At 64.0% G+C, this 23,390-nt stretch carries 23 protein-coding genes and 2 tRNA genes; 11 read left to right on the forward strand and 14 right to left on the reverse strand.

Annotated features, from left to right (window positions below; translation table 11 throughout):
* Positions 1–16: 16 nt before the first annotated feature.
* Positions 17–508 (forward strand): Dps family protein, encoded by a 492-nt coding sequence (locus G557_RS0103685; RefSeq protein ID WP_028244993.1) that lies wholly within the window; start codon positions 17–19, stop codon positions 506–508.
* A gap of 232 nt (positions 509–740) precedes the next feature.
* Here G557_RS0103685 and G557_RS0103690 read toward each other — a convergent pair whose 3' ends face one another.
* Positions 741–1,217 (reverse strand): ribose-5-phosphate isomerase, encoded by a 477-nt coding sequence (locus tag G557_RS0103690; protein ID WP_028244994.1) that lies wholly within the window; start codon positions 1,215–1,217, stop codon positions 741–743.
* A gap of 94 nt (positions 1,218–1,311) precedes the next feature.
* On the opposite strand from G557_RS0103690, the gene pepN reads away from it, so the two are divergent.
* From pepN to G557_RS0103705, 3 genes are read left to right on the forward strand one after another with little or no spacing between them, the layout of a single operon-like run.
* Positions 1,312–3,879, forward strand: a complete 2,568-nt coding sequence (gene pepN / locus G557_RS0103695; RefSeq protein ID WP_028244995.1) for an aminopeptidase N — start codon at positions 1,312–1,314, stop codon at positions 3,877–3,879.
* Positions 3,876–4,955, forward strand: a complete 1,080-nt coding sequence (locus G557_RS11500; protein ID WP_051224448.1) for a mechanosensitive ion channel family protein — start codon at positions 3,876–3,878, stop codon at positions 4,953–4,955. The genes pepN and G557_RS11500 overlap by 4 nt, the downstream gene beginning before the upstream one ends.
* On the forward strand, positions 4,948–5,343 hold the full coding sequence (locus tag G557_RS0103705; protein ID WP_028244996.1) for a globin: 396 nt from the start codon (positions 4,948–4,950) through the stop codon (positions 5,341–5,343). Before G557_RS11500 ends, G557_RS0103705 begins: the two co-directional genes overlap by 8 nt.
* A 6-nt stretch (positions 5,344–5,349) precedes the next feature.
* On the opposite strand, the gene G557_RS11505 is transcribed toward G557_RS0103705, so the two are convergent.
* The 5 genes from G557_RS11505 to G557_RS13260 form a co-directional block, all read right to left on the reverse strand.
* A complete protein-coding gene (locus G557_RS11505) occupies positions 5,350–6,540 on the reverse strand; it encodes an MFS transporter (protein WP_051224451.1) in 1,191 nt (396 codons plus the stop codon).
* Positions 6,537–8,204 carry a tripartite tricarboxylate transporter permease gene (locus G557_RS11510; RefSeq protein ID WP_084626978.1) on the reverse strand — a complete coding sequence of 556 codons (1,668 nt, stop codon included), beginning with the start codon at positions 8,202–8,204 and terminating at the stop codon, positions 6,537–6,539. Before G557_RS11510 ends, G557_RS11505 begins: the two co-directional genes overlap by 4 nt.
* On the reverse strand, positions 8,197–8,721 hold the full coding sequence (locus G557_RS11515; protein ID WP_084626979.1) for a tripartite tricarboxylate transporter TctB family protein: 525 nt from the start codon (positions 8,719–8,721) through the stop codon (positions 8,197–8,199). The genes G557_RS11510 and G557_RS11515 overlap by 8 nt, the downstream gene beginning before the upstream one ends.
* Positions 8,722–8,723: 2 nt before the next feature.
* Positions 8,724–9,716, reverse strand: coding sequence for a Bug family tripartite tricarboxylate transporter substrate binding protein (locus G557_RS0103725; RefSeq protein WP_028244997.1), 993 nt, complete (start codon positions 9,714–9,716; stop codon positions 8,724–8,726).
* A 219-nt stretch (positions 9,717–9,935) separates the two neighbouring features.
* Entirely contained in the window at positions 9,936–10,616 is a 681-nt protein-coding gene (locus G557_RS13260) for a DUF8185 domain-containing protein (RefSeq protein WP_051224456.1), read from the reverse strand.
* Between the two features lie 80 nt (positions 10,617–10,696).
* Here G557_RS13260 and G557_RS0103735 point away from each other — a divergent pair, with 80 nt between their 5' ends.
* Positions 10,697–11,608, forward strand: a complete 912-nt coding sequence (locus G557_RS0103735; RefSeq protein WP_245542762.1) for an acyl-CoA thioesterase — start codon at positions 10,697–10,699, stop codon at positions 11,606–11,608.
* A gap of 382 nt (positions 11,609–11,990) precedes the next feature.
* Here G557_RS0103735 and ettA read toward each other — a convergent pair whose 3' ends face one another.
* The 7 genes from ettA to G557_RS0103770 form a co-directional block, all read right to left on the reverse strand.
* On the reverse strand, positions 11,991–13,673 hold the full coding sequence (ettA, locus tag G557_RS0103740; protein ID WP_028244999.1) for an energy-dependent translational throttle protein EttA: 1,683 nt from the start codon (positions 13,671–13,673) through the stop codon (positions 11,991–11,993).
* Between the two features lie 74 nt (positions 13,674–13,747).
* Positions 13,748–14,194, reverse strand: coding sequence for a DUF6993 domain-containing protein (locus G557_RS13265; RefSeq protein WP_051224459.1), 447 nt, complete (start codon positions 14,192–14,194; stop codon positions 13,748–13,750).
* 76 nt (positions 14,195–14,270) lie between these two features.
* Positions 14,271–14,852: a single-stranded DNA-binding protein gene (locus tag G557_RS0103750; RefSeq protein ID WP_028245000.1), complete on the reverse strand. Its 582-nt coding sequence runs from the start codon at positions 14,850–14,852 to the stop codon at positions 14,271–14,273.
* Between the two features lie 214 nt (positions 14,853–15,066).
* A complete protein-coding gene (gene msrA / locus G557_RS0103755; protein ID WP_028245001.1) occupies positions 15,067–15,591 on the reverse strand; it encodes a peptide-methionine (S)-S-oxide reductase MsrA in 525 nt (174 codons plus the stop codon).
* A gap of 125 nt (positions 15,592–15,716) precedes the next feature.
* Complete coding sequence (locus tag G557_RS0103760) at positions 15,717–17,168, reverse strand: NCS2 family permease (protein ID WP_028245002.1); 1,452 nt, start codon at positions 17,166–17,168, stop codon at positions 15,717–15,719.
* 82 nt (positions 17,169–17,250) lie between these two features.
* Positions 17,251–17,787: a DUF4395 domain-containing protein gene (locus G557_RS11530; protein ID WP_051224461.1), complete on the reverse strand. Its 537-nt coding sequence runs from the start codon at positions 17,785–17,787 to the stop codon at positions 17,251–17,253.
* Positions 17,788–17,826: 39 nt separating this feature from the next.
* Positions 17,827–18,270: a thioredoxin family protein gene (locus G557_RS0103770; protein WP_051224464.1), complete on the reverse strand. Its 444-nt coding sequence runs from the start codon at positions 18,268–18,270 to the stop codon at positions 17,827–17,829.
* 284 nt (positions 18,271–18,554) lie between these two features.
* On the opposite strand from G557_RS0103770, the gene serA reads away from it, so the two are divergent.
* Positions 18,555–19,754, forward strand: coding sequence for a phosphoglycerate dehydrogenase (gene serA / locus G557_RS0103775; RefSeq protein ID WP_028245004.1), 1,200 nt, complete (start codon positions 18,555–18,557; stop codon positions 19,752–19,754).
* A 77-nt stretch (positions 19,755–19,831) separates the two neighbouring features.
* On the opposite strand, the gene cysK is transcribed toward serA, so the two are convergent.
* Entirely contained in the window at positions 19,832–20,773 is a 942-nt protein-coding gene (gene cysK / locus G557_RS0103780; protein WP_028245005.1) for a cysteine synthase A, read from the reverse strand.
* A 66-nt stretch (positions 20,774–20,839) separates the two neighbouring features.
* On the opposite strand from cysK, the gene G557_RS0103785 reads away from it, so the two are divergent.
* The 5 genes from G557_RS0103785 to G557_RS0103805 all read left to right on the forward strand — a co-directional run bounded on the left by G557_RS0103785 (position 20,840) and on the right by G557_RS0103805 (position 23,386).
* Positions 20,840–20,912: transfer RNA gene (locus G557_RS0103785), tRNA-Arg, on the forward strand.
* A gap of 45 nt (positions 20,913–20,957) precedes the next feature.
* The gene (gene orn, locus G557_RS0103790; RefSeq protein WP_028245006.1) at positions 20,958–21,584 is read left to right on the forward strand and encodes an oligoribonuclease; all 627 of its coding nucleotides are present in this window, start codon (positions 20,958–20,960) and stop codon (positions 21,582–21,584) included.
* A 38-nt stretch (positions 21,585–21,622) separates the two neighbouring features.
* Positions 21,623–21,698: transfer RNA gene (locus G557_RS0103795), tRNA-His, on the forward strand.
* A 471-nt stretch (positions 21,699–22,169) separates the two neighbouring features.
* Positions 22,170–22,790: a DUF1819 family protein gene (locus G557_RS0103800; protein WP_036961065.1), complete on the forward strand. Its 621-nt coding sequence runs from the start codon at positions 22,170–22,172 to the stop codon at positions 22,788–22,790.
* On the forward strand, positions 22,787–23,386 hold the full coding sequence (locus tag G557_RS0103805) for a DUF1788 domain-containing protein (RefSeq protein WP_028245008.1): 600 nt from the start codon (positions 22,787–22,789) through the stop codon (positions 23,384–23,386). Before G557_RS0103800 ends, G557_RS0103805 begins: the two co-directional genes overlap by 4 nt.
* Positions 23,387–23,390 lie beyond the last annotated feature (4 nt).

The following is a 23,390-nucleotide window of genomic DNA, read 5'->3' on the forward strand; positions in this document are numbered from 1 at the left end:
CGGAAAGGAATTCCAAATGACCACTCAAACCGTTGCACCAGTTCAGACCTCAGTCACCCCCGATACCGTCGCAGGCGTCGCTCAGTTCTTGCAGCCCGTTGTCGTTGAGCTCAGCGCGCTGTCGCTCAACGCAAAGCAGCTGCACTGGCATGTGCGCGGTGCGAACTTCGGCCCCATCCACGAGCTGCTCGACCAGCTGGTCGCCGATGCTCGCGACTGGGCCGACCTCGCTGCAGAGCGCGTCGTCGCTCTCGGTCTTCCGGTGGATGGCCGGCTGCAGACGGTTGCCGCACAGACCGCTGCTCCGCAGCTCGCTGACGGGTTCCAGCAGTCGTCCGACACCATCAAGGCAGCGATCGAGCAGATCGATGCAGCCCTGAAGGTCGTGCACACCGCAGTCGTCGAGCTCGACGGCATCGACCTCTCGAGCCAGGATGTTGTGATCGAGATCGAGCGCGGCCTCGACAAAACCCGCTGGTTCTTCTTCGCACACATCGCCGAAGCCTGATCCGCACCTCCGACTCTGCCACAGATGGGGAGCACCACTTGGTGCTCCCCATCTTCAGATTAACCACCAGTTGTGGTGGTGCGGCATAGAGGTGTCATGAAGTGCGGCTCAGAGAGCTCATAACAACATCTGGCGACACCTGTGTCGCCATACAGCTGTGTTCCGCCACCAACACGCGTGTCAGGATCGACACCTGTGCCTCCCTGCAGCTGTGGCGAATAGCAGCCGGTCGTCAGCCTCGTGTGCGCTCGTACTCGGCGATCTGGCCGATACGCCGCACGTGCCGCTCATCACCACTGAAGGGTTCGCGCACGAACGCCTCGACCAGCGCGGTGGCCTCGTCAACGCTGTGCTGACGAGCCCCGACCGCAACGACGTTAGCGTCATTGTGTTGGCGGGCAAGCACCGCAGTGTCGTGGCTCCAGACCAGAGCAGCACGAATGCCCACGACTTTGTTCGCTGCGATCTGCTCGCCGTTGCCCGACCCGCCGATCACGATGCCGAGAGCGAAGCGACCCTCGCGAGCATCCTGCGCGACTGCCTCTGCCGCGGCGATGCAGAATGCTGGGTAGTCGTCGACTGGATCGTATGAGCTCGGGCCGTGGTCGTGCACCTCGTAGCCGAGCCCGCGGAAGTGCTCGATGAAGTGATGGCTCAGATCGAGCCCGGCATGGTCAGTGGCGATATGCAGAATAGGAGTGTCGCTCATAGCGCAATCATAACGGCGGGGCTGCCCTGGCCCCGACCGCTCGCCTAAACTTGTGGCCATCGAGCACATACCGATGACGGAAAGAAGCACTGACATGCCAGGACTGAATCTCACTCGTGATGAGGCACGCGAACGCGCCGAGCTGATCGAGGTGCACGATTACCAGATTCGGCTCGATCTCGCCGGTGACTCCCCCACCGTGTTCCGCAGCACGACCACCGTGCACTTTTCGGCCACGGCGGGTGCCAGCACGTTCATCGATGCCGTCACTGAGCACGTGCACTCGATCACCCTCAACGGGGCCGAGCTTGACCCGGCCGTGGTCAGCGACGGCCTGCGCATCGAGCTGCCTGATCTGAACGAGACCAATGAGCTGATCGTCGATGCCGACGCACGCTACTCCATCACGGGTGAGGGCCTGCACCGCTTCGTCGACCCCGTCGACAACAAGGTCTACCTGTACTCCCAGTTCGAGGTGCCCGACGCTCGGCGCGTATTCGCCGTGTTCGAGCAGCCCGATCTGAAGGCGTCATTCAGCTTCACCATCACCGCTCCGGCCGAGTGGGTCGTGGTGTCGAACACGCCGGTCGAGTCAGTCGACGAGCAGGGCACTGCCAAGACTTGGACCTTCGAGCCGACTCAGCGCATCTCGAGCTACATCACCGCGATCATCGCCGGCCCCTACGTGCATGAGCACTCCTCGCTGATCAGCTCCGACGGGCGCACCATTCCGCTCGGCGTCTATGCCCGTGCGTCGTTGGCAGAGCACCTCGACGCCGACTACATCTTCGACAAGACTCGCCAAGGCTTCGACTTCTTCGAACATCTCTGGAACGTGCCCTACCCATTCGAGAAGTACGACCAGTTGTTCGTGCCCGAGTTCAACGCTGGGGCCATGGAGAACGCCGGCGCGGTGACGTTCACCGAGACCTACGTGTTCCGCTCGACGGTGCCCGACGCGGTGCGCGAGCGTCGCGTGGTCACGATCATTCACGAGCTGGCACACATGTGGTTCGGCGATCTGGTGACCATGCGCTGGTGGAACGACCTGTGGCTCAACGAGTCGTTCGCTGAGTACACCTCGACGCTGGCCGTTGCCGAGGCCACCGAGTGGCACGATGCCTGGGCGACCTTTGCCTCGACCGAGAAGGCCTGGGCATATCGCCAAGACCAGCTGCCCTCGACTCACCCGATTCTGGCTGAGATCCGCGATATCGAAGATGTGCAGGTGAACTTCGACGGCATCACCTATGCCAAGGGCGCCTCGGTGCTCAAGCAGCTGGTGGCCTACGTGGGGCGCAGCGAGTTCTTCGCGGGCATTCATCAGTACCTGACCAAACACGCCCACGGCAACACCGAGCTGCGCGACCTGTTCGTCGAGCTTGAGGCCACCAGCGGGCGCGACCTCAAGAATTGGTCGGCAAAGTGGCTCGAGACCGCCGGCGTCAACACCCTGCGCGGAGTGCTTGACACCGATGCCGACGGGCGCATTGCCTCGTATCGCATTGAACAGACCGCCGCACCCGAACATCCCACGCTGCGACCGCACCGCCTGGCCATCGGCCTGTACTCACTCACCGGCTCAGGGCTGACTCGCACCGAACGCATCGAGCTTGATGTGGATGGCGAGGTCACCCTCGTCGACGAGCTCACCGGTCACGAGCTGCCCGACCTCATTCTCATCAACGATGACGACCTCACCTACACGAAGGTGCGGCTCGACTCCCATTCGGAGCGCACCGCCATCGAGCACCTGCGCGATGTGCACGACCCCACCGCGCGCGCCACGATTTGGGGGGCCCTCTGGGATGCGACCCGCGACACCGAGCTGCCGGCGCGCGAATACGCGCGATTGGTGCTCGGCAACGTCGATGCCGAAGATCAATCGACCACACTGCGCACGGTGCTCGCCCAGCTCAGCACGGTCGTCGGCAGCTACGCCGAACCGTCGAGCCGCCGAGCCGCGCGCACCCACGCCGCCGATGTCATCTGGCAGTTCGCGCAGCACGCCGATCCGGGCAGCGATCAGCAGTTCCAATTCGTGCGCAGCTTCGCCGCACTGGCAATCAGCCCGGCGCACTTCGACGTGATCGCCGACCTGCGCGAAGGTCGCCTGACCCTGCCCGGTCTGCACATCGACACCGATCTGTCGTGGGAGCTGCTGCAGGCGCTCGTGGTCGCCGGTCGTGCCGGTGACGCCGAGATCGACGCCGCACTCGAGGCCGATCACACGGCCACTGGTCTGCTCGCTGCCGCACGGGCACGAGCCGCCGAGCCAGATGCCGCACACAAGCTCGAAACGGCCAAGCGCATCCTGACCGACGACTCGCTGACCAACCTGACCGTGCGCCACACCGGTCTGGGGTTGCTGCGCACGCTCGACACCGAGTCGCTGCGAGCCATCGCCGACGAGCACTTCGCGAGCCTGCTGACGGTCTGGCGCGATCGCAGCTACCACATTGCCGATGAGATCTTCGAGGCGACGTATCCGTTCCCGCTGGCCGACCAGCAGCTGGCCGACCAGACTCAGGCCTGGCTCGACCAGCACGCCGACGCTCCGCAGGCACTGCGCCGCATTGTGATCGAGAACCTTGCCGGGGTGCAGCGCGCCCTCGACGCGCAGAAGCGTGACGCCGCCGAGGCAGAGAGCACCGCACGGTGAATCTGCTGGCCGAAGACGCCGCCGACACCGCCGATGCGTGGTGGCGCACGGCCCTGTCGTATATCGCGAGTTTCACTGATCAGTGGGAGATCGTCGGCCGCATTCTGCTGATCGTGGCGGTGACGCTGCTGGTGCGCTGGGTGCTGATCGGCACCACATCGCGCATCGTGGCTCGCATCGTCAGCGGTGTCAAGACCAAAGAAGACGTGGCCAAGACCACTGAGCTGATGGTCTCGCCGCTGGCGAAGGCACGCGTGATTCAGCGCACTCGCACCATCGGTTCGGTGACCAAAAACGTGATCACCTGGACGCTGGTGATTCTCGCGGTCATCTCGATTCTGGGGCTGCTCGGGTTCAACACGAGTGCGCTGGTGGCCAGCGCCGGCATCGTCGGTGTGGCCGTCTCATTCGGTGCGCAGAGCCTGGTCAAAGACTTTCTGACCGGCCTGTTCATGGTGTTCGAAGACCAGCTCGGGGTCGGCGACTTCGTCGATCTGGGCGAGGTTACCGGCACGGTCGAGAGCGTCGGCCTGCGCGTGACGCAGGTGCGCGGCGCCGACGGCACGCTCTGGTATGTGCGCAACGGCGAGATCACTCAGGTCGGCAACCAGTCGCAGGGTTGGGGGCGCGCGATCATCGAGGTCGAACTGCCCACTTCGAGCGACTTCGAGGCCATCGAAGAGCTCATGCTCACTGCCGCGCGCGAGATGGTCAAAGAGCGCTTCTGGATGCGCAAGGTGCAGGGCAAACCCGAGCTGTGGGGCATCGACTCGATGACGGGTGACACCATCGTGGTCAAACTCGCCATTCGCACTCGACCTGCCCAGCAGACCGACGTCAGCCGCGAGCTGCGCCTGCGCATTCTGCGCTTGTTCGAGCAGTACCACATCTCCCCCGCACCGCAGCAGACGGTCTATGCGACCATCGCCTCGCCGAACCCGCGAGCCAAGGGTCATGGCATCGCCGAACGTGTGCAGCTGGGCGACAAGACCACCGACAAGCCGAAAGACGGCGACGCAGCGCAGCCCGAACATCCTGCCGAAAAGCCCAAGAAGAGCGAGCCCGACGATGAGTGATGACGTGACGGTGAACGCCTTTTTCGACGAGGTCGGCGGGCAGGCGTTCTTCGAGCGCTTGGCGCATGCGTTCTATCAGCATGTGACGGCTGACGACGTGCTGGCACCCATGTACCCACCCGACGATCTGCCGGGCGCCGAGCGCCGACTGGCACTGTTTCTCACGCAGTATTGGGGCGGGCCGACCACATACAGCCAGGAGCGCGGGCATCCTCGGCTGCGCATGCGGCACATGCCGTTCAAGGTGAACCCCGAGGCACGCGACCACTGGCTGACCTGCATGCGACTCGCCCTCGACGAGCTCGCTCCGGCGCCCGCTGCCCGCGCCGCGTTCGACGACTACTTCGATCGCGCCGCCCACGCGATGCTGAACACCTTCGACGCCTAAGTGCAGTCAGTCTCCCAGCTGCGGCGTCTCTTCAGAACCGTTCGCATCGCCGGTTGACCGTGTCGCGAGCACAGCCGCCCCCACCAACAGCAGCCCTGCCAGCGGAAAAGCGAATATCGCGCCGAACGACTGGGCGATCGCCCCGGTCAGCAGCGGCATGGCAAACTGGGTGATGCGGTTTCCCGCCAGCCGGGTGGCCAGCCAAGTGGCCCGCTGATCACGCGGCACAGCATCACTCACCCACGCCATACTCAGCGGCTGCCCCAGCCCAAGCACGAACCCCCCGACGGCAAGCAGAAGCGCGAGCAGCCAGACCGGCCAGGGGAAGGCCAGGCCGACCATACACGCCGCCGAAAGCCAAAGCCCCGACAACAGCACCGGCATGCGCCCTCGACGATCGACCAAGCGGCCCATCAGCAGTCTGGAGAGCATCGAGGTCGCACCTCTGAGCATCAGCAGTGTGGCGACCACCCCGGCAGTCAAGCCCTGTTGCGCCCCGATGAGCGGCAGAAAGAGCGTGATCACGTCAACCGCGCTCAGCACGATGACTCCCACGATGATTGCCGAGAGCACCTCTCGGCGCGCTTCTTTCGAGAGCGCAACCGGGGCATGCACGTCGCGCAGACGGCGCCTCGGTGCGCCGGCTTTCGCTTCTGGGATGCTCCACCCCAGCAGCACGAGCAGCAGCGCAAGTACCAGCGCGCCCCAGTAGACGGCCAAAAGATGCGGCACCGTCTGATGCCAGCCTCCCCACCAGCCAATCAGCAACGGCCCAACTGCCTGGCCGAGAGAGGTGTAAAAGGCGAACATGCCGAAACTGGCATCGACTCGGCGGCCACTGGCCTGCGCGACCGCGGCCTGTTGCCCCACGACAACCAGCAGATGACCACTGCCGAGCAGCGCAGAGATCGCGATCAGTGCGGCAACGCTGCCGGCGAAGAGCAGCAGCGCGGCCGTAGCTGCTGCCATGATCAAGCTGCCTGTGACGACTAAGAGTCGCACGCCGACCTGATCGGCGACTCGACCCGCTCTGATGGCGATGAGGATCGGCACCAACGCGAAACTCGCCGCGATGGCACCGATCCACCAGCCGCCGGCACCGACCTCTACTGCTTGATAGGTGATCGCCGGGCGCACCACGTAGGTGAGCGCTTGCAGCACGATCACGTGCAGCGGAAACAGCACCCGTGCGATCACGTACGCGGTCGGTCGCGTTCGGTTTCTTCGCCGTCACCATCTGCACTGCGACCGGACTGCTCAGCAGACGTGCTCACCGTGGTCACCGGCTCGGTGTGCTCAAACTGGCGTTCGAAACCAGGCGAGTGCGATGCACCCGTAGTGACCTCGGTGACCAGTTCGCTCACTTCGCCGTGGTCGCGTTTACGCGCCCGCATTCGCAGAGCGACCACCGCGATGAGCATGATCACCAGGATGCTGTAGACCGTTGCCGCGAAGGGCGAGTTCACCAGCGCTTTCGGGTCGCCGGCCGAGATATCGAGTGTGCGGCGCAGCTGCAGCTCGGAAAGCGGCCCGAGGATGGCACCGATGATGACCGGGGTAATGGGCACCCCAAATCGACGCAGGAAGTACCCGAGCACGCCGATACCGAGCATCAGAAAGATCTCGAATGCGGCCGAGCTGAGCGCATAGGCCCCGAGCAGCGCGAACACACTGATGCCCGCATAGAGATACTGCTTCGGAATGCTCAGCAACTTCACCCACATGCCGACCAGCGGCAGGTTCAGCACCAGCAGAATGGCATTGCCGATCAAAAGGCTGGCGATGAGCGTCCAGACTAGGTCGGCCTGCGTTGTCATCAGCTGCGGCCCGGGCTGCAGACCGAACTGTTGAAAGGCCACCAGGATCACGGCGGCCGTTCCGCTGGTGGGCAGACCGAGAGTGAGCAGCGGCACCAGAACGCCCGCGGCGTTTGCGTTGTTGGCAGCCTCCGGGCCGGCAACCCCCTCGATCGCGCCCTTGCCGAACTCCTCAGGGTGTTTTGAGAGCTTGCGCTCGAGAGAGTACGACAGGAAGGTCGGAATCTCGGAGCCGCCCGCGGGGATGGTACCCATGGGGAATCCGATCACGGTTCCGCGCAGCCAGGGCTTCCAAGAGCGTCGCCAGTCTGAACGGGTCATCCATTTCTGCCCTTTGATACTCATCGCACCGGTCACAAACGTGGTGCGGTGCGCAACAACATAGAGCACCTCCCCGATCGCGAACAGCGCCACGATCAGCAGCACCACGTCGATGCCGTCGAGCAGCCGGGCATTGCCGAAGGTCAAGCGCGCCTGACCAGACTGGAAGTCCATGCCGACAACCCCGAGCACCAGGCCGATTCCGAGCGCAGCAAGCCCACGAATCACCGAACGCCCCATCAGCGAGCTGACGGTCAGAAAAGCCAGCACCATCAGCGCCAGATAGTCGGCACTGCCAAGCTTGATCGCATAGTCGGCAATGACTGGCGCGAAAAAGGCGAGCAACAATGTGGCGATGAGACCGGCCACGAACGAGCCGATGGCCGCCGTCGCGAGCGCGGCAGCACCTCTTCCGGCTTTTGCCATCTTGTGCCCGTCGATCGAGGCGATGATCGACCCCGATTCGCCTGGGGTCTTCATCAGTATCGATGTGGTGGAGCCACCGTACATCGCACCGTAGAAGATTCCGGCGAACATGATGAACGCCGCTCCGGGGCCGAGACCATAGGTCAACGGCATCAGCAGTGCGATCGTCAACGCGGGCCCGATCCCCGGAAGCACACCGACCAATGTGCCGACCAAACAGCCGATGAAGGCATAGGCGAGATTCTCGGGAGTCAGGGCATTGCCCAGACCGCTGAGCAGCTGCATGAAGCTATCCATTTGCGATCAGTCCTTCGAACAGCCCGGGCAGGTAGATGCCGAGGCCCAAGGTGAAGCCGTAGTAGATCGCCACCGACAACACCAGGCCGATGACGGGGTCGAGCAGGTATCTGCGCGACCCGAGGGTGAATGCGATGCCCCAGAACGTGAGCGTGGAGGCAACGACGAATCCGGCTGGCTCAATAAGCAGCCCATGCACGATGATCACGGCAATGGCGGTGAAGAGCATTCCATAGCGCGTCTTGCTGGGATCGACGTCGCCCTCTGCCTCATCTGGCTCTCCTCGGTTGCCACGCAACAGCTGCACGAACAGCAGAATCGAGACCACAACGAGAAACCCACCGACCACTTTCGACATGAGGTCGGCGCCAATGCCGGAGGCCGAGATCGACGGTGGCAGATGCAGAGAGTCGACGATGGTGATGATGCCGGTCAGCAGGAGGAGTGCGCTGAACACGCACTCCCCCACTGGCAGACCGGCTCTCCGCGAAACGGAGCTGTCGGTCAGGGTACTCATGATCAGGCCAGACTCAGATCCTCGAGCACCCCGCGCACCCGCTCAGACTCGGAGGTCTGCCAGGTGCTGAAATCGTCACCGCTCAGGTAGAGATCCTGCCAGTCGTTCGTGGTCAGCGTTTCTTTCCACTTGTCCGACTTCACCAGTTCGTCGAGCACGGCCAGATACGTTGTGCGATCAGCATCGCTGATGCCTTTGGGTGCGAGCACCGACCGCCAGTTGTAGAAGTCGAGCTCGCTCTTATCGATGTCGGTCACCGTGGGTGCGTCAGGCAGTGACTCGATCTTCTCGGTGGAGCTGACCAGCAAAGGTCGCAATTTGCCGGCCTGCACCTGCGCGGCGAATTCCGAAGTTCCTGCCACCCCTGCGGCAACTTTATTGCCGAGCAGTGCAGTGGTTGCTTCACCGCCACCAGAGAACGGCACGAAGTTCAGTTTCGAGGGCTCAATGCCATAGGCCTGAGCCCACAGCCCCAAGAAAATGTGATCGGCGCTGCCAGCCGACCCGCCAGCAATGGCGACCGACCCGGGGTCGGCTTTGACAGCCTCCGCGAGGTCGTCAATGCTCTGGTACGGGGAGTCTGCCGGCACCACGATGAGCTCGCTTTCACCGGTCAGACGTGCCAACGGAGTGACGTCGTCGAGCGTCGTATCGGTCTTGTTCGTGATCACGCCGCTCATCATGGCCAGGCCAGAGGCCATCCACGTGCCACTCTTGCCCTCACTGGCGCCAAACTGTGCCAGGGCAACGGTGCCGGATGCTCCAGGCACGTTGGTGACCTCGACTCGCTTGGCGAGCCCGGTGTCTTGCAATGCTTCTTGCAGCGCACGAGCGGTGCCGTCCCATCCGCTGCCGGGGTTGGCCGGCGCGATGATTGACAGCTGCGAGAGGGAATTGGCGCTGTTGGAGCCACCGGAGCTCTGTGTGGAGCATCCTGCGGCAGTGGCAGCGAGCGCGGCGACGGCGACCAGTGCCGTCATTCGGGAGATCTTCATTGGTCTTCCTTCAGTTGTCAGTCAGACGCCGCACCGTTGCGACGCCTGGCCTGCGCGACCACAAGAGGACGCGATGTCTAAAGATGACGACGTCATTGTCGTCGCGCAGATGGCGAAGTGAGGCTAACACGCAGGGGTACAGAAGATGAGAGAAGGCTGTGAAATTCGCCGGGTTGTATACGACTGTTCGCCGAATGGGGTATCGAAGTACGGGATGTGCTAGGGCCGCGTGATGCCCAAGACGCAGCTCACGCGAGACGGGCGCGCAATCACATCGCCGAATGCGGCACTCGCGCGCTGCCAACGGCCGTTGGTCGACAGTCGCACCGGTTGCCCGTCAGCCAGAAACCCGAAGCCGTCGAGGGCGAACGCGACGCCGCTGACGAAGCCGGCCAGGGCATCCTCACTGACCCCCCAGATTCGCGCGCGCAACTCGTGCACGGCGAGTTCACCGGCCACATCGGGCACCCCCGCGCTCACCCGTTCGATGCCGGCGCGAGCAATCTCGGTAACGCGTGCTGAGGTCACCTCGGCGAGCGGTGCCCATCCTGCCTGCGGCGGGGTGACCGCCGCCCAGACCTCGAGGGTTTCGACCGGCGGGGCGCGAAACACAGTGTCATCTGTGCTGCGCAGTCGCGCGGTGCGGTCGGTGACAGCTTGGGCCGGGGCCACAAAGTGCACGGTGGATTCTTCACTCAGCTGCAGCACTTTCACGGCTAACAGCGTGGGCGCCTGGTCATTGAGGCCAGTGCTGTAGAGCGGTGACGCGGTGACCACGGCCACCTGCCCATGCGCCGCGACCGAGATGCCTGCGTTCTCATCGAGCCGCAGCGCCCGACGTGCGAACTGATCGAGGTCGGCGACGGCACGCTGATCGCGCAGTCTGAGGGCGTTGTCCATGCCCACCACGGTAGCGCACGTGTGGTCAGCACACCGGCGCGCGCCGACTATACTCGCAACAGAATCTCACAGGAGGCACCGTGCCAGAGCGCAACTTCTCGATCGATCAAGTGCAGCCGGTCAAGAGCATCAAAGAGGTGCTGACCCTGACCGATGCACCTGCAGCACACAGCAACGAGCGCGGTTTCCGTGGGCCCTCGCACTGGATGCCGACTGGACGCGTCTTCGGTGGGCAGATTCTCGCCCAGGCGCTGACCGCCGCCACAAAGACCGTGCCCGATGATCGCTTTGTGCATTCGCTGCACGGCTACTTTCTGCGCGGCGGCGACATCGAGTTGCCCGTTGACTTCTCAGTTGAGACGCTGCGCGACGGCCGCTCGTTCAGCCAGCGTCGCGTGCAGGCGTACCAGAACGACCAGCCCATCCTGTCGATGATCACCTCATTTCAGACCGACGACCCCGGGCTGCAACACGAGGTGCGACCGCCCGAGGGCATCCCGGCGCCCGAAGACCTGCCCTCGACGTCTGAGACTCTGGCCAGTGCGCCCGAGGTGGTGCGGCGGTACTTCTCTGACTACCGTGCGTTCACGATGCGCCACTACCCTTCGCCGATCTACGTGAGCGTCGACGATGATGCGCGCGACGCGCCCTGGCAGGCCGTCTGGATCAAGACCCGCGAGCCGCTGGGCGACGACCGCGGACTGCACGCCGCAGCACTCGCCTACGCGAGCGATTACACGACGTTCGAGCCGATTCTGCGCAAGCACGGCATCCCGTGGGCCTACCCCGGGCTGAACACGGCGAGCCTCGATCACGCGATGTGGTTTCATCGCCCAGCCCGCGCCGACGAGTGGGTGCTGTACGTGCAGGATTCCCCGAGCGCCCAGGGTGGGCGCGGCCTCACGGTGGGGCGCATGTTCACGCGCGACGGCACGCTCATCGCCACCGTCGCGCAAGAGGGCTTGGTGCGCCTGCCGCAGTTTCGAAAGTAGCGCCCGGGCGCTTGTCTAGTGCGGGCAACTGTGCACCCCAGCGCTCAGTGTGCTCAGGGCGCTCAGAGCGCTCAGAGCGCTGAGGTGTCACGAAATGCGAGATTCACCCCCGATGCGCTCAACATGCCGAACACACGTGTCACCAAACGCGAGTTTCACCACCGAAAACCACAATCCGTGACACCTGGGCGCACAGCACTCCACATCCACACCCAGACATCACCACCGTGCACCACACACGTGTCACCAAACGCGGGATTCACGACCGAAAACCCCAATCCGTGACACCGCAACCCACGCACACCGCATCCTGCGCTGCGAGCAGACGAAGAAAGGGCCCGCACAACGATGTGTCCGAGCCCCGTCTTCACAGCATGAGCGCTCAGTCGCGCGTGAGCTTGCGGTAAGTGACCCGATGCGGGCGCGCGGCGTCTTCACCGAGACGCTGCACCTTGTTCGCTTCGTAGGCCTCGAAGTTGCCCTCGAACCAATACCACTTGGCCGGGTCGGTCTCGTCGCCTTCATAGGCAAGGATGTGCGTGGCGACTCGGTCGAGGAACCAGCGATCGTGGGTGATCACCACGGCACAGCCGGGGAACTCCAGAAGCGCGTTCTCAAGGCTTGAGAGGGTCTCGACGTCGAGATCGTTGGTGGGCTCGTCAAGCAGCAGCAGGTTACCGCCCTGTTTGAGCGTCAGGGCGAGGTTCAATCGGTTGCGCTCACCGCCCGAGAGCACGCCCGAGGGCTTCTGCTGATCGGGGCCTTTGAAGCCGAAGGCCGACACGTAGGCACGCGAAGGCATCTCGACCTGGCCGACCTGAATGTAGTCGAGCCCATCAGAGACGACCTGCCAAACGTTCTTGTCGGGGTCGATGCCCTCACGGTTCTGGTCGACATACGAGATCTTGACCGTTTCACCGACCTTCAACTCGCCGCCGTCGAGCGATTCAAGCCCAACGATGGTCTTGAACAGCGTCGACTTGCCCACACCGTTGGGGCCGATCACACCGACGATGCCGTTGCGCGGGAGCGTGAACGACAGGTCGTCGATGAGCGTGCGCCCATCGAAGCCCTTCTGCAGGTGGCTGGCCTCGAGCACCACGTCGCCCAGACGCGGGCCCGGCGGAATCTGGATCTCCTCGAAGTCGAGCTTGCGAGTCTTCTCGGCCTCGGCCGCCATCTCTTCGTAGCGGGCCAGACGAGCCTTGCTCTTGGTCTGGCGCCCCTTGGCGTTGCTGCGCACCCACTCGAGCTCGTCTTCGAGGCGCTTGGCCAGCTTGGCGTCTTTTTTGCCCTGCACCTCGAGTCGAGCGGCTTTCTTTTCGAGGTACGTCGAGTAGTTGCCTTCGTACGGGTAGGCACGACCGCGGTCGAGCTCGAGAATCCACTCGGCCACGTGATCGAGGAAGTAACGATCGTGCGTGACGGCCAGCACTGCACCCGGGTAGGTGTGCAGGTGCTGCTCGAGCCAGAGCACACTCTCGGCGTCAAGATGGTTGGTGGGCTCATCGAGCAGCAGCAGGTCGGGCTTCTTCAGCAGCAGCTGGCACAGCGCGACACGACGGCGCTCACCACCCGAGAGGTTTTTGACCAGTGCGTCAGAGGGTGGGCAGCGCAGGGCATCCATGGCCTGCTCGAGCTGCGCGTCGAGATCCCAGGCGTCTGCGGCGTCGATCTGCTCTTGCAGGCGCCCCATCTCTTCGAGCAGGGCGTCGTAGTCGGCATCGGGTGAGGCCAGCTCTTCTGAAATCGCGTTGAAGCGATCGACCTTGGCCTTGATCTCACCAACGCCCTGCTGCACGTTTTCGAGCACCGTCAGGTCTTCGTCGAGCGGCGGCTCCTGCTGCAGGATGCCAACGGTATAGCCGTCGGTCAGACGGGCCTCGCCGTTGCTCGGGGTGTCGAGCCCCGCCATGATCTTGAGCACGCTCGACTTGCCAGCACCGTTGGGGCCGACCACACCGATCTTCGCTCCGGGGAGGAACGACAGCGTGACGTCGTCGAGGATGACCTTGTCGCCATGGGCTTTTCGGGCGCGGACCATCTGGTAGATATATTCAGCCATGCGCACCAGTCTATCGGCACGGCGTGGTCGCCACAGAGCATCCTGAGCCACGCCGAATCATCGGCTCTGCGATGTCACCAATCGATGTCGACCGTGTCACCGACCAAGCAGGCGCCGTCGATCGGGTCGACCACTGCGCTGCCACCGTAGGTGCCTTTGTGGTACTGCCCCACCAGACACTGCCCTTGCACTTCGGCCGAGACTGAGAGCGTGTCGGCGGCGAGCCCAGTAGGCGTGACCGCTGGGGTGACCTGCAGCTGGTCGGTCGTGAGCCCGGCCCCGCGCAACGCATTGACCACGTCATGCTCGTCGGGCACCCCGTCGGCGTTGGTCAGCGGCTGCAGCAGCCCATCGAAGGCCGCCTGATTGGTGGCGGCGTCTCCGTCGGGCTGCCACGTGGCCACGACACTGGGCGACACAGTGGATGACGGGCTCGCTTCGGTCTGCACAATGGTCGAGCACCCAACCAGGGTGGTGGGCAGCAGGGCAAGCACAACGAGAGAACGGGCAACAGAACGCATGTCGCCAGCCTACCGTCTGCACTGCCAGCAGCACGGTCGATCGCCCCCTATGCCGGCCCTGAACCGGACACTGGTGTCACCCTGCCTGAGCCTGCGCACCCCAGTCGGCCTTCTGCTGCCCTGGGTGATGCCACGCCTCGGAAGCCTGATCGTCGGCTGGCACCGCAGGCGCCTGTTCGTGCTGCGACGGCTCGGGCACCGCGTGCACGCCAGCGCCGGCATCGTGCGCGCCGCTGGCCCCCACTGGCTCATCGTGCGGTTGGAGCTGGGCGTCGCCAGGGTCGACGGCGCGCGGCGAGCGGTCGACTTTGGTGAATGTGGCCGTGCCCCACGAGAGATCGTGACCGATGCTGTCGGCGAGAATCTCGACACTGGTGCCGCGACGATCTTCTTTGACCCAGTTGCGCACGCGCAGCCGCCCCTGCACCAGCACACGGTGCCCCTTCTCAATGGAGCGCTCGATATTGGTGGCAAGTGACCGGAACGCCGAGACAGTGAACCAGTTGGTGTCGCCGTCTACCCATTGCCCGGCCTTGGCATCGTAGCGCCTGGCACTCGTGGCCAGCCGAAAGGTGGTGATAGTGAGGCCGTCGCCGGTGCGCACCGCACGGGGCGCAGTGGCGACGAAGCCGTTCACGCTGATGGTGTCTGAAGCCATGGGAGTCTCGCTTTCGCTCAGGTGTGCGCATCGGACGATGCACATGCCCAGACTCGCGCGTCAGACGCGACCGCACGAGGCGCATCCATTAGCTGTGGAGAAAATCAGCGAAAAACGCGCCTGTGCACAACCGGTCAGTCACGCAGCACCCCGGTCGTGCGAGAGGTCAGTCCCTCAGCAGGTCAGTCACGCAGCAGGTCAGCCCCACAGTAGGTCAATCGCGCAACAGGTCGGCGTTTTTTGCGCGCACCTTCGCAATCTTCGGCGGCACCACAGCCTGGCAGTAGCCCTGGGTCGGGTTCTTCGCGAAGAAGTCCTGGTGATACTCCTCGGCGTCGTAGAACGCCCCTAACGGCTCGAGCGTGGTCACGATCGGCTGAGTCCACAGCTGCCCCGAGCGCACGATCGCCCGCTCGAAGGCCGCCCGCTGATCGTCATCGGCAAAGAACAGCGCCGAGCGATACTGCGTGCCGACATCGGCGCCCTGCCGGTTGAGCGTCGTGGGGTCGTGCATCGTGAAGAACACGTCGAGCAGCTGGTCGAGCGAGACCTGATCGGCGTCGTAGCGCACCAGCACCGCCTCGGCATGCCCGGTGGCCCCCGTGCACACCTGCTGATAGGTAGGATGCTGAGTCACCCCGCCGGTATACCCACTGACTACGTCGGTCACCCCGCGCACCCGGCGAAACACACTGTCGAGGCACCAGAAGCACCCACCGGCCAAAACCACCTGCGCCATATCATTCCTCTCCATCACGTCGGTCTCTGTACAGCACGATCAGTGCAGCACGGTGCCGCGCCCGAGTCAAGCAGAAGACCCCGGCAGCTGCATAAGCCATCGGGGTCTTCGTACGCACTGCTCGATCAGCCGATCAGTGACTCGATCGGGCCGCGGGCGAAGTAGATCAAGAAGCCTGCGGCCACGATCCACAGCAGCGGTGAGATCTCGCGCCATTTGCCAGCCAGGCTGCGAATGATCACCCAGCTGATGAAGCCCACGCCGATGCCATTGGCGATCGAGTAGGTCAGCGGCATCACGGTGATGGTCAAGAACACCGGCACCGAGGCCGACAGCTCGCTCCAGTCGATGTCTTTGATCTGGGCGACCATCAGCGAGCCGACGGCCACCAGGGCTGCAGCGGCCACCTCGAGTGGCACCACCTGGGTCAGCGGAGTGAAGAACATCGCCAGCAGGAACAGCCCGCCGGTGATCACCGCGGCGAAACCGGTGCGCGCGCCTTCGCCGACACCTGCCGCGGCATCGACGAACACAGTGTTAGCCGAGCCCGAGGTTGCGCCACCGGCAGCAACCGCCACGCCCTCCATCACCATGGCCGACTTCAGTCGCGGAAAGTTGCCGTCTTCGTCAGCGAGCCCCGCACCCTTGGCCAGGCCGGTCATGGTGCCCATGGCATCGAAGAAGCTGGTGAAGAACAGGGTGAAGATCAGCATGGTGGCCGACAGCCAGCCGATGCGCTCGAAGGCGCCGAAGTTGAACTGCCCCACGAGGCTGAGGTCGGGCAGCGAGAACAGTGCGCCCGACAGCTGCGGCACGTTGAGCGACCAGCCCGAGGGGTTGGTGACCGAGCTGCCGAGGTGCAGCACCGATTCAACGATGGCCGCGACGATCGTCGAGAACACCAGACCGATCAGCAGTGCGCCCTTGACCTTCTTGGCCATCAGCACGGCCATGATCAGCAGGGTGATAAAGAAGATCACGACCGGCCACGTGGTGACCGAGCCGCCGTCGCCGAGCTGCACCGGCGGCGAGTTCTGCCCGCTGGCGCGCACAAAGCCCGAGTCGACGAAGCCGATGAACGCGATGAACAGACCGATTCCCACCGTGATGGCGGTCTTCAGCTGCTGCGGGATCGACTCAAAGATCATGGTGCGCAGGCCGGTCAGCGACAGGATCGTGATGATGATGCCATTGATGACGACGAGCCCCATGGCCTCAGCCCAGGTGACGTCTTGCACCACGCTGACGGCGAGGAACGAGTTGACACCGAGCCCCGCGGCCAGCCCGAACGGCAGGTTGGCGACGAACCCGAACAGCACGGTCATCACGCCGGCGGTGAGCGCGGTGACTGCAGCCACCTGCGAGTTGGGCAGCCAGCCGCCCAGCACGTCGACGGAGGCTTGGTCGGCGCTGAAGCCGCCGATGATCAGCGGGTTCAGAATCACGATGTAGGCCATCGCGACAAAGCTCACGACGCCGCCGCGCACCTCAGTGCCGACAGTCGAGCCGCGCTCGCTGATTTTGAAGAATCGGTCGAGCCACGACCGCTGGGTGGACGTTTCGGGGGTGACGCTCACAGGGGCTCCTCTGGGGTGCTACGGAATTCGAGATGCCCTGGCCGGCGTCGTCAGCGAGCTCGCGAGGAGCGGGCTGCGGGTGTCAGAGCCTGACCAGTTTAGCGCGCGCCAGCAGCAGGAACATCTCGCAGCCCAGGCAGTAACCGAACACTCCGTTGAGGAATGCCGCGATGAACGCGAAGATCACCGGGATCAGCAGCCCGTAGGGCACTCCGGCCAAGCCCAGCACTAGCCCGACCGCGGCGAACACAAACCCGACCAGCTGCGCGAAGGTCGGCGGCTTCGGGTTCTCGAAGTGATCTGGCGCCCCGAGCTTCGGGCGAATGACGTTCTTGAAGAACAGCCCGTAGGGGTGCCGCTCGACCCCGGCAAACGCACCCCACGCGAACAGTGCGGCAATCACGATCAGCAGGATGACCGAGGGCTGTGCCAGCCGAGCGCCCAGTGTCTCGCGCACAGCTGCAGGCCCCTCGATCAGGTTCAGAAAGATGGTGACCAGCAGCAGCGCCCACGTGATGTTCGCCCCGAAGCGCGGGCCACGCGGATCGACCTTGGGGCCGCCGGGCTGCGCCTCAAGCGTGTATTTGACTGGCTGGCGCGCGTCGGTGTGTTCGGTCATCGGTACTCCTCAGATGGATGGGCTGTGGTGCGGTCGCGCCTACAGTGTGGCGACCAGCTGTGCGAGGTCTGCTCGCTTCGGTGGCCCGACGATGCGGGCCACCGAGTGGCCTCCGCCGTCGAGCACCAGCACGGTGGGGGTCTTCATGACATCGGCCTGCTTGGCGATGTCGAGGCGCTGCCCCACGTCGATCTCAATGAACTCGATGTCGGCATGCTCATCGCTGATGGCACTGAGCGAACGTCGCACTGAGGGGCAGTTGGCGCAGTATTCGGTGGAGAACTGCACAAAGGTCGCACGCTGGCCAAGGGCCCCGAACTCACCGACGATCGAGGCGAGCTTGGGCTGGGAGTCGGCTGGGGCATCCGTTGGCTCACCAGACTGCGCGACCACGCGACCTGAGCGGCGCTGCTGCCAGACGCCCAGCACCGTCGCGACCAGCACAATGCCGATCACGATCGCGAGCGCCGGGAGAAGGTTCATAACAGAGTCACTGTAGGGCCGCGACTGCTGGGGCGCACGCGCAGTTGTCACATGAGGTCACATGGGTGAGTTGCATGCGCGCCTGGCCCCAGCCGCGCGCTCCCTTGCCGCCCCAGGCGCTGTAGCCTCGCGCGCTCCCTCGCCAGTAGGTGCGCTCCCTCGCCACCACCGCCCCACCTCGTGACCAACGAGCACGCATGCTGGCAAACGAGCACGCAGCGCACCTACTCCGCGCGCGACATGCTGCAGTTTCTTCGCGGCAGGTCTCGCGGTACTATCAAGGGGTGCAGAAAGCCCTTCTTCTTGAGAACATCCACCCACTCGCCGTGGCCAACCTGAAGGCTCGTGGCTTCGAAGTCGTGACCACCTCTGGCGCGCTCGACGAAGACGAGCTCATTGCGGCCACGCAAGACGTCTCGGTGCTCGGCATCCGCTCGAAGACGCATGTCACCCAGCGCGTGCTCGAAAGCTCGCCGCAGCTTGAGACCGTCGGCGCGTTCAGCATCGGCACCAACCAGATCGATCTGCAGGCGGCAGCCGACCGCGGCATCGCCGTGTTCAACGCACCCTACTCCAACACCCGCTCGGTCGTCGAGCTGGTCATCGGCGAGATCGTGATGCTCGTGCGTCACATTCCGCAGAAAGATCGCCTCGCTCATCGTGGCATCTGGGACAAGTCAGCCACCGGCTCGCACGAGGTGCGCCACCGCACCCTGGGCATCGTCGGCTACGGCAACATTGGCGCGCAGCTGTCGGTGGTTGCCGAGGCCATGGGCATGAAGGTCATCTTCTTCGACCCGCAAGAGAAGCTCGCCATGGGCAACGCCGAGCGCCGACACACGCTCAACGAGCTGCTGGCCGAGGCCGACATCGTCACCCTGCACGTCGACGGCCGCAAAGAGAACACCGGCTTTTTCGGCGAAGCGCAGTTCAGCGCCATGAAAGACGGCGCGATGTTCATCAACAACGCCCGCGGCCACGTGGTCGACCTCGACGCACTCTACGCCGCGATCAAGAGCGGCCACCTCGGTGGCGCTGCGGTCGACGTCTACCCCACCGAGCCCAAAAAGCGCGGCGACGCCTTCGACACTCCCCTGGCTGAGTTCGACAATGTCATCCTCACCCCGCACATCGGCGGCTCCACCGAAGAGGCGCAAGAGAACATCGGGCGCTTCGTGTCGGGCAAGCTGATCGACTACATCAAGCACGGCGACACGAGCCTCAGCGTCAATCTGCCGCCGCTGACGCTGCCCTGGACCGAGGGCATCCACCGTATCGCGCACATCCACCGCAACATCCCGGGTGTGCTCGCCAAGATCAACAGCACGCTCAGCGAGCTGGGCGTCAACATCGAGAGCCAGGTGCTCGGCACCCGCGGCCAGATCGGCTACGCGGTCACCGACGTGGCCGATTGGGTCGACGAAGAGGTGCTCAACGTGCTGCGCGACTGGGATGAGACCATCCGCCTGCGCATCATGGGCTGAGCCCGCCGCTGACGCAAACAGCGCCCCGACGAACGTGTGTCGTCGGGGCGCTGTGTTTTAAGCATGCAGTTGGATGCTCAGCGCACGTGATCGAACAGCTCACTGCTGATATAGCGCTCACCCGTGTCTGGCAGAATGGCCACGATCGTCTTGCCGGCATTGGCCGGGTCGTGGGCCAGGCGCAGGGCCGCAGCCAGTGCAGCGCCCGACGAGATGCCGACGATCAGCCCCTCGTTGCGGAACGCGGCGCGAGCGGTGGCGATGGCCTCATCGCCGGGCACCGTGAGCACCTCGTCGATGACGTCGAGGTCGGTGACCGGGGGCACACCGTTGCCACCGGTGACGCCCTGGATCTTGTGGGGCTGCCACTGGCCGCCATTGAGCACCGGAGCCTCGGCGGGCTCGACGCCGACCACCTTGATGGCGGGGTTCTGGCTCTTGAGGTAGCGCCCCGTGCCACTGGCCGTGCCGCCGGTGCCGGTAGCCGACACGAAAATGTCGACCTGGCCATGCGTATCTGCCCAAATCTCGGGGCCCGTGGTCGCCTCGTGCACCGCGGGGTTGGCCGGGTTGCCGCCCTGGCCCGACAAGAAGTAGTCGGGGTGCTCTTCGAGAATTTTGCCGGCGCGCTGGTTAGCGCCCGCCATGCCCTCGCTGCCGGGGGTGAGAATCAGCTCGGCGCCGAGAGCCTGAATGAGGCTGCGACGCTCGGTCGACACGTCGTCGGGCAGCACGATGATCACGTGGTAGCCGAGGGCTGCGCCGATCCAAGCGAGAGCAACGCCGGTGTTGCCGCTGGTGGCTTCAAGGATGGTGCCGCCGGGTTTCAGCCGACCGTCGGCTTCGGCCGCGCGCACGATCGACAGCGCGGTGCGATCTTTGACGCTTGAGGCCGGGTTGAACGACTCAACCTTGACGAGCACGCGCGTGCCGGGCTGAATGCCCTCGGTGAGGTGGTTGATCGAGACCAGCGGGGTGTGCCCGACCGTCTCGGTGAGGTCGTGAAAGATACGTGACATACCCCCATCGTACCGCCGAGCGCTCCCGGTCAGACTGTGGGTTACCGTGTAAGATCGAGGGCGTCTCTCCCCGTAGCTCAGTGGACAGAGCAGAGGGTTTCTACCCCTTGTGCCGCGGGTTCGAATCCTGCCGGGGAGGCAGCGAGGCCACCACACGCCAACACAGAGAGTCAGAGAGCCACCAGTGCCGCACAGCAGATACATCGTCTGGATCGACTGCGAGATGACTGGGCTCGACCTGCACCACGACGAGCTGATTGAGATTGCGGTCGTGGTGACCGACGGCGATCTGAACCCGCTCGACGACGGGCTCGACGTGGTCATCCGCCCGAGCGAGGCCGCGCTGGCGCAGATGAACGACTTCGTGCGCGACATGCACACCACCTCTGGGCTCATCGACGAGCTGCCCGCGGGGCTCTCGCTGCACGAGGCCGGCGAGCAGGTGATGGCCTACGTGCGCAGCCATGTGTGCACCGAGGGTACCGCTCCCCTGGCCGGCAACTCGATCGGCACCGATCGCGCATTTCTTGCCCGCGATCTGCCCGAGCTCAACGACTACCTCAGCTACCGCTGCCTCGACGTGTCGAGCGTCAAAGAGCTGGCGCGCCGCTGGTTTCCGAGGGTCTACTTTCAGAACCCCGCAAAGAACGGCGGGCACCGCGCCATGGCCGACATCATCGAGTCGATTCGCGAGCTCGACTACTACCGCCGCGTGCTGTTCGTCGCACCCCCTGGGCCCACATCGCAGGATGCCCAGCTCGCCGCCGCTGCCTCGGTCGCGCGATTCGCGCCCCTGCTCGAAAACCGATAGTATGTTCTACGCTGTGCACGCCGCGAGGCGCACGCATGGTGGCTATAGCTCAGTTGGTAGAGCGCCGGCTTGTGGTGCCGGATGTCGCGGGTTCAAGTCCCGTTAGCCACCCCAAATAACTACTGGCAACTAAGCTCCCCCATTCTCTTGTCGGCTACATCTGCGGCTACATGCATGACACCACACATGCACCAATTGCGCCCGATGACAACTGATGACGGCCCGAAATACCCAGCTCACCGAGGCGGCACCGATATGATCGATGGGTACCGCAGACGGTCGTCAGGGAGGAGCGCACATGTCCGAGCCATGGCGCTTCGCAGCTAGCCTCTGCGCGTACGTCAGGATCACCGAAGACAACCTCCGCGCGTGGCTCGCTAGGAGGACCATGCTGACAGAAAAGGCCAACACCTCCGGAGGATCCACAGGCCCAAGATCGGTGACTGGGGTCGCCCAGACGGCGCTGGCAACCTTCCAGAACGCATTACCCCCAGCTGGGATGCGCCACGCGTGCCCACGAGGCCCAGAATGTCAGTGGAACGTCGTAGCCTGATTGACTGCCATGATCGCAGAAAGGAGAACCGCTTGACACCCCAACCGGATAGCCATGATCACTACGCCTTGGCCTTCACCAGCGGTGCCCTCCTAACCCGGGAAACTGGCATTGCCGCACCCTTGTACTTGGACTCCCATGACTGGGGGGACGTCAGGGTTCGACTCTCCACGGACAACCTATTACAGACCCGTACAGCATCATCGGCCAAGCGCCTCGCCCGCGAGACCGTCCAACGCCTGACTGTTTTCACCGATCCAGAACTTGAGTTGTTGGTGGAGGCAAGCCCCAGCGAACGCAGTCTGCTCTTGTGGGTAGCAGCCTGTCGCCGGTACGCGTTCATTGGGGAGTTTGCTGAGGAAGTCGTGCGCGAACGCTTTCTTCTGCTGACGCCATCGTTGAGTTACCCAGAGTTCGACAGCTTCATCTCCGGTAAGGCGTTGTGGCATCCGGAGTTGGCGGAGTTGAAGGAATCCACGGTGAAGAAGCTGCGGGCAACAGTGTTCCTGATGCTGACCGAGGCTGGCATCCTCGTAGACGGTCAGATCCAGCAGGCAGTTCTATCCGAGCGCGTTCGCGAAGCGTTAGATGCCCGTCAACCTAGTGATGTCCGGTTCCTGCCAGTGAGAGTTCCAACGGAGGCAGTCCAATGACACCAGGTGAGTTGACACGTCAGGAAGAGCACTTGTTCGCTGTGATGTCTGGACAGCGGTTCTTGCGCATGGAGGGACTATCGAACGAGGTCCCGTTCTTCATCTATCCCTATGACCCGGAGAACGCTCTGGAGGTTGCCAAGGCACGGAAGCGTGTCTCGAACCGGCTGTCGCAGGCTGGCATCAGCGTGAGGACCATCAACCTGTACGACCTCTCGATCGAGATACTCAAAGACCGTGGGGTGTGGGAGCGACTCGTCGCTCTGGAGCCGAACCAAGATAAGGATGACTTCCGCGAGTTACTCCAAGGATTACTCGACCCTCAGGAGCACCTAGCCCCCGCCATCCGGGAGAAACTCATCGACGGTGGTTTCGACATCGTGTTCCTGACTGGCATCGGTGAGGTCTTTCCCTATATCCGCTCCCACAACGTGCTGAACAACTTACAGTCGGTCGTGGTGGGTAAGCCCATGCTCATGTTCTTCCCCGGCCGCTACGAGCAATCAGAGACACTTGGCTCTTCGCTCGTCCTCTTTGGGCGGTTGAAGGATGATCAGTACTACCGCGCAAAGAACATTCTGGAACAGGAACCGTGACCGC

The organism is Pseudoclavibacter soli DSM 23366 (genome assembly GCF_000423505.1).
GTDB lineage: Bacteria > Actinomycetota > Actinomycetes > Actinomycetales > Microbacteriaceae > Pseudoclavibacter_A > Pseudoclavibacter_A soli.

What these genes read in the sequence shown, in the direction of transcription:
- G557_RS0103685 (WP_028244993.1), top strand. Translation starts at nt 17, where the DNA reads ATGACCACTCAAACCGTTGCACCAGTTCAGACCTCAGTCACCCCCGAT.
- G557_RS0103690 (WP_028244994.1), bottom strand. Translation starts at nt 1,217, where the DNA reads ATGAGCGACACTCCTATTCTGCATATCGCCACTGACCATGCCGGGCTC.
- pepN (WP_028244995.1), top strand. Translation starts at nt 1,312, where the DNA reads ATGCCAGGACTGAATCTCACTCGTGATGAGGCACGCGAACGCGCCGAG.
- G557_RS0103705 (WP_028244996.1), top strand. Translation starts at nt 4,948, where the DNA reads ATGAGTGATGACGTGACGGTGAACGCCTTTTTCGACGAGGTCGGCGGG.
- G557_RS11510 (WP_084626978.1), bottom strand. Translation starts at nt 8,204, where the DNA reads ATGGATAGCTTCATGCAGCTGCTCAGCGGTCTGGGCAATGCCCTGACT.
- G557_RS11515 (WP_084626979.1), bottom strand. Translation starts at nt 8,721, where the DNA reads ATGAGTACCCTGACCGACAGCTCCGTTTCGCGGAGAGCCGGTCTGCCA.
- G557_RS0103725 (WP_028244997.1), bottom strand. Translation starts at nt 9,716, where the DNA reads ATGAAGATCTCCCGAATGACGGCACTGGTCGCCGTCGCCGCGCTCGCT.
- G557_RS13260 (WP_051224456.1), bottom strand. Translation starts at nt 10,616, where the DNA reads ATGGACAACGCCCTCAGACTGCGCGATCAGCGTGCCGTCGCCGACCTC.
- ettA (WP_028244999.1), bottom strand. Translation starts at nt 13,673, where the DNA reads ATGGCTGAATATATCTACCAGATGGTCCGCGCCCGAAAAGCCCATGGC.
- G557_RS13265 (WP_051224459.1), bottom strand. Translation starts at nt 14,194, where the DNA reads ATGCGTTCTGTTGCCCGTTCTCTCGTTGTGCTTGCCCTGCTGCCCACC.
- G557_RS0103750 (WP_028245000.1), bottom strand. Translation starts at nt 14,852, where the DNA reads ATGGCTTCAGACACCATCAGCGTGAACGGCTTCGTCGCCACTGCGCCC.
- msrA (WP_028245001.1), bottom strand. Translation starts at nt 15,591, where the DNA reads ATGGCGCAGGTGGTTTTGGCCGGTGGGTGCTTCTGGTGCCTCGACAGT.
- G557_RS11530 (WP_051224461.1), bottom strand. Translation starts at nt 17,787, where the DNA reads ATGACCGAACACACCGACGCGCGCCAGCCAGTCAAATACACGCTTGAG.
- G557_RS0103770 (WP_051224464.1), bottom strand. Translation starts at nt 18,270, where the DNA reads ATGAACCTTCTCCCGGCGCTCGCGATCGTGATCGGCATTGTGCTGGTC.
- cysK (WP_028245005.1), bottom strand. Translation starts at nt 20,773, where the DNA reads ATGTCACGTATCTTTCACGACCTCACCGAGACGGTCGGGCACACCCCG.
- G557_RS0103805 (WP_028245008.1), top strand. Translation starts at nt 22,787, where the DNA reads ATGACACCAGGTGAGTTGACACGTCAGGAAGAGCACTTGTTCGCTGTG.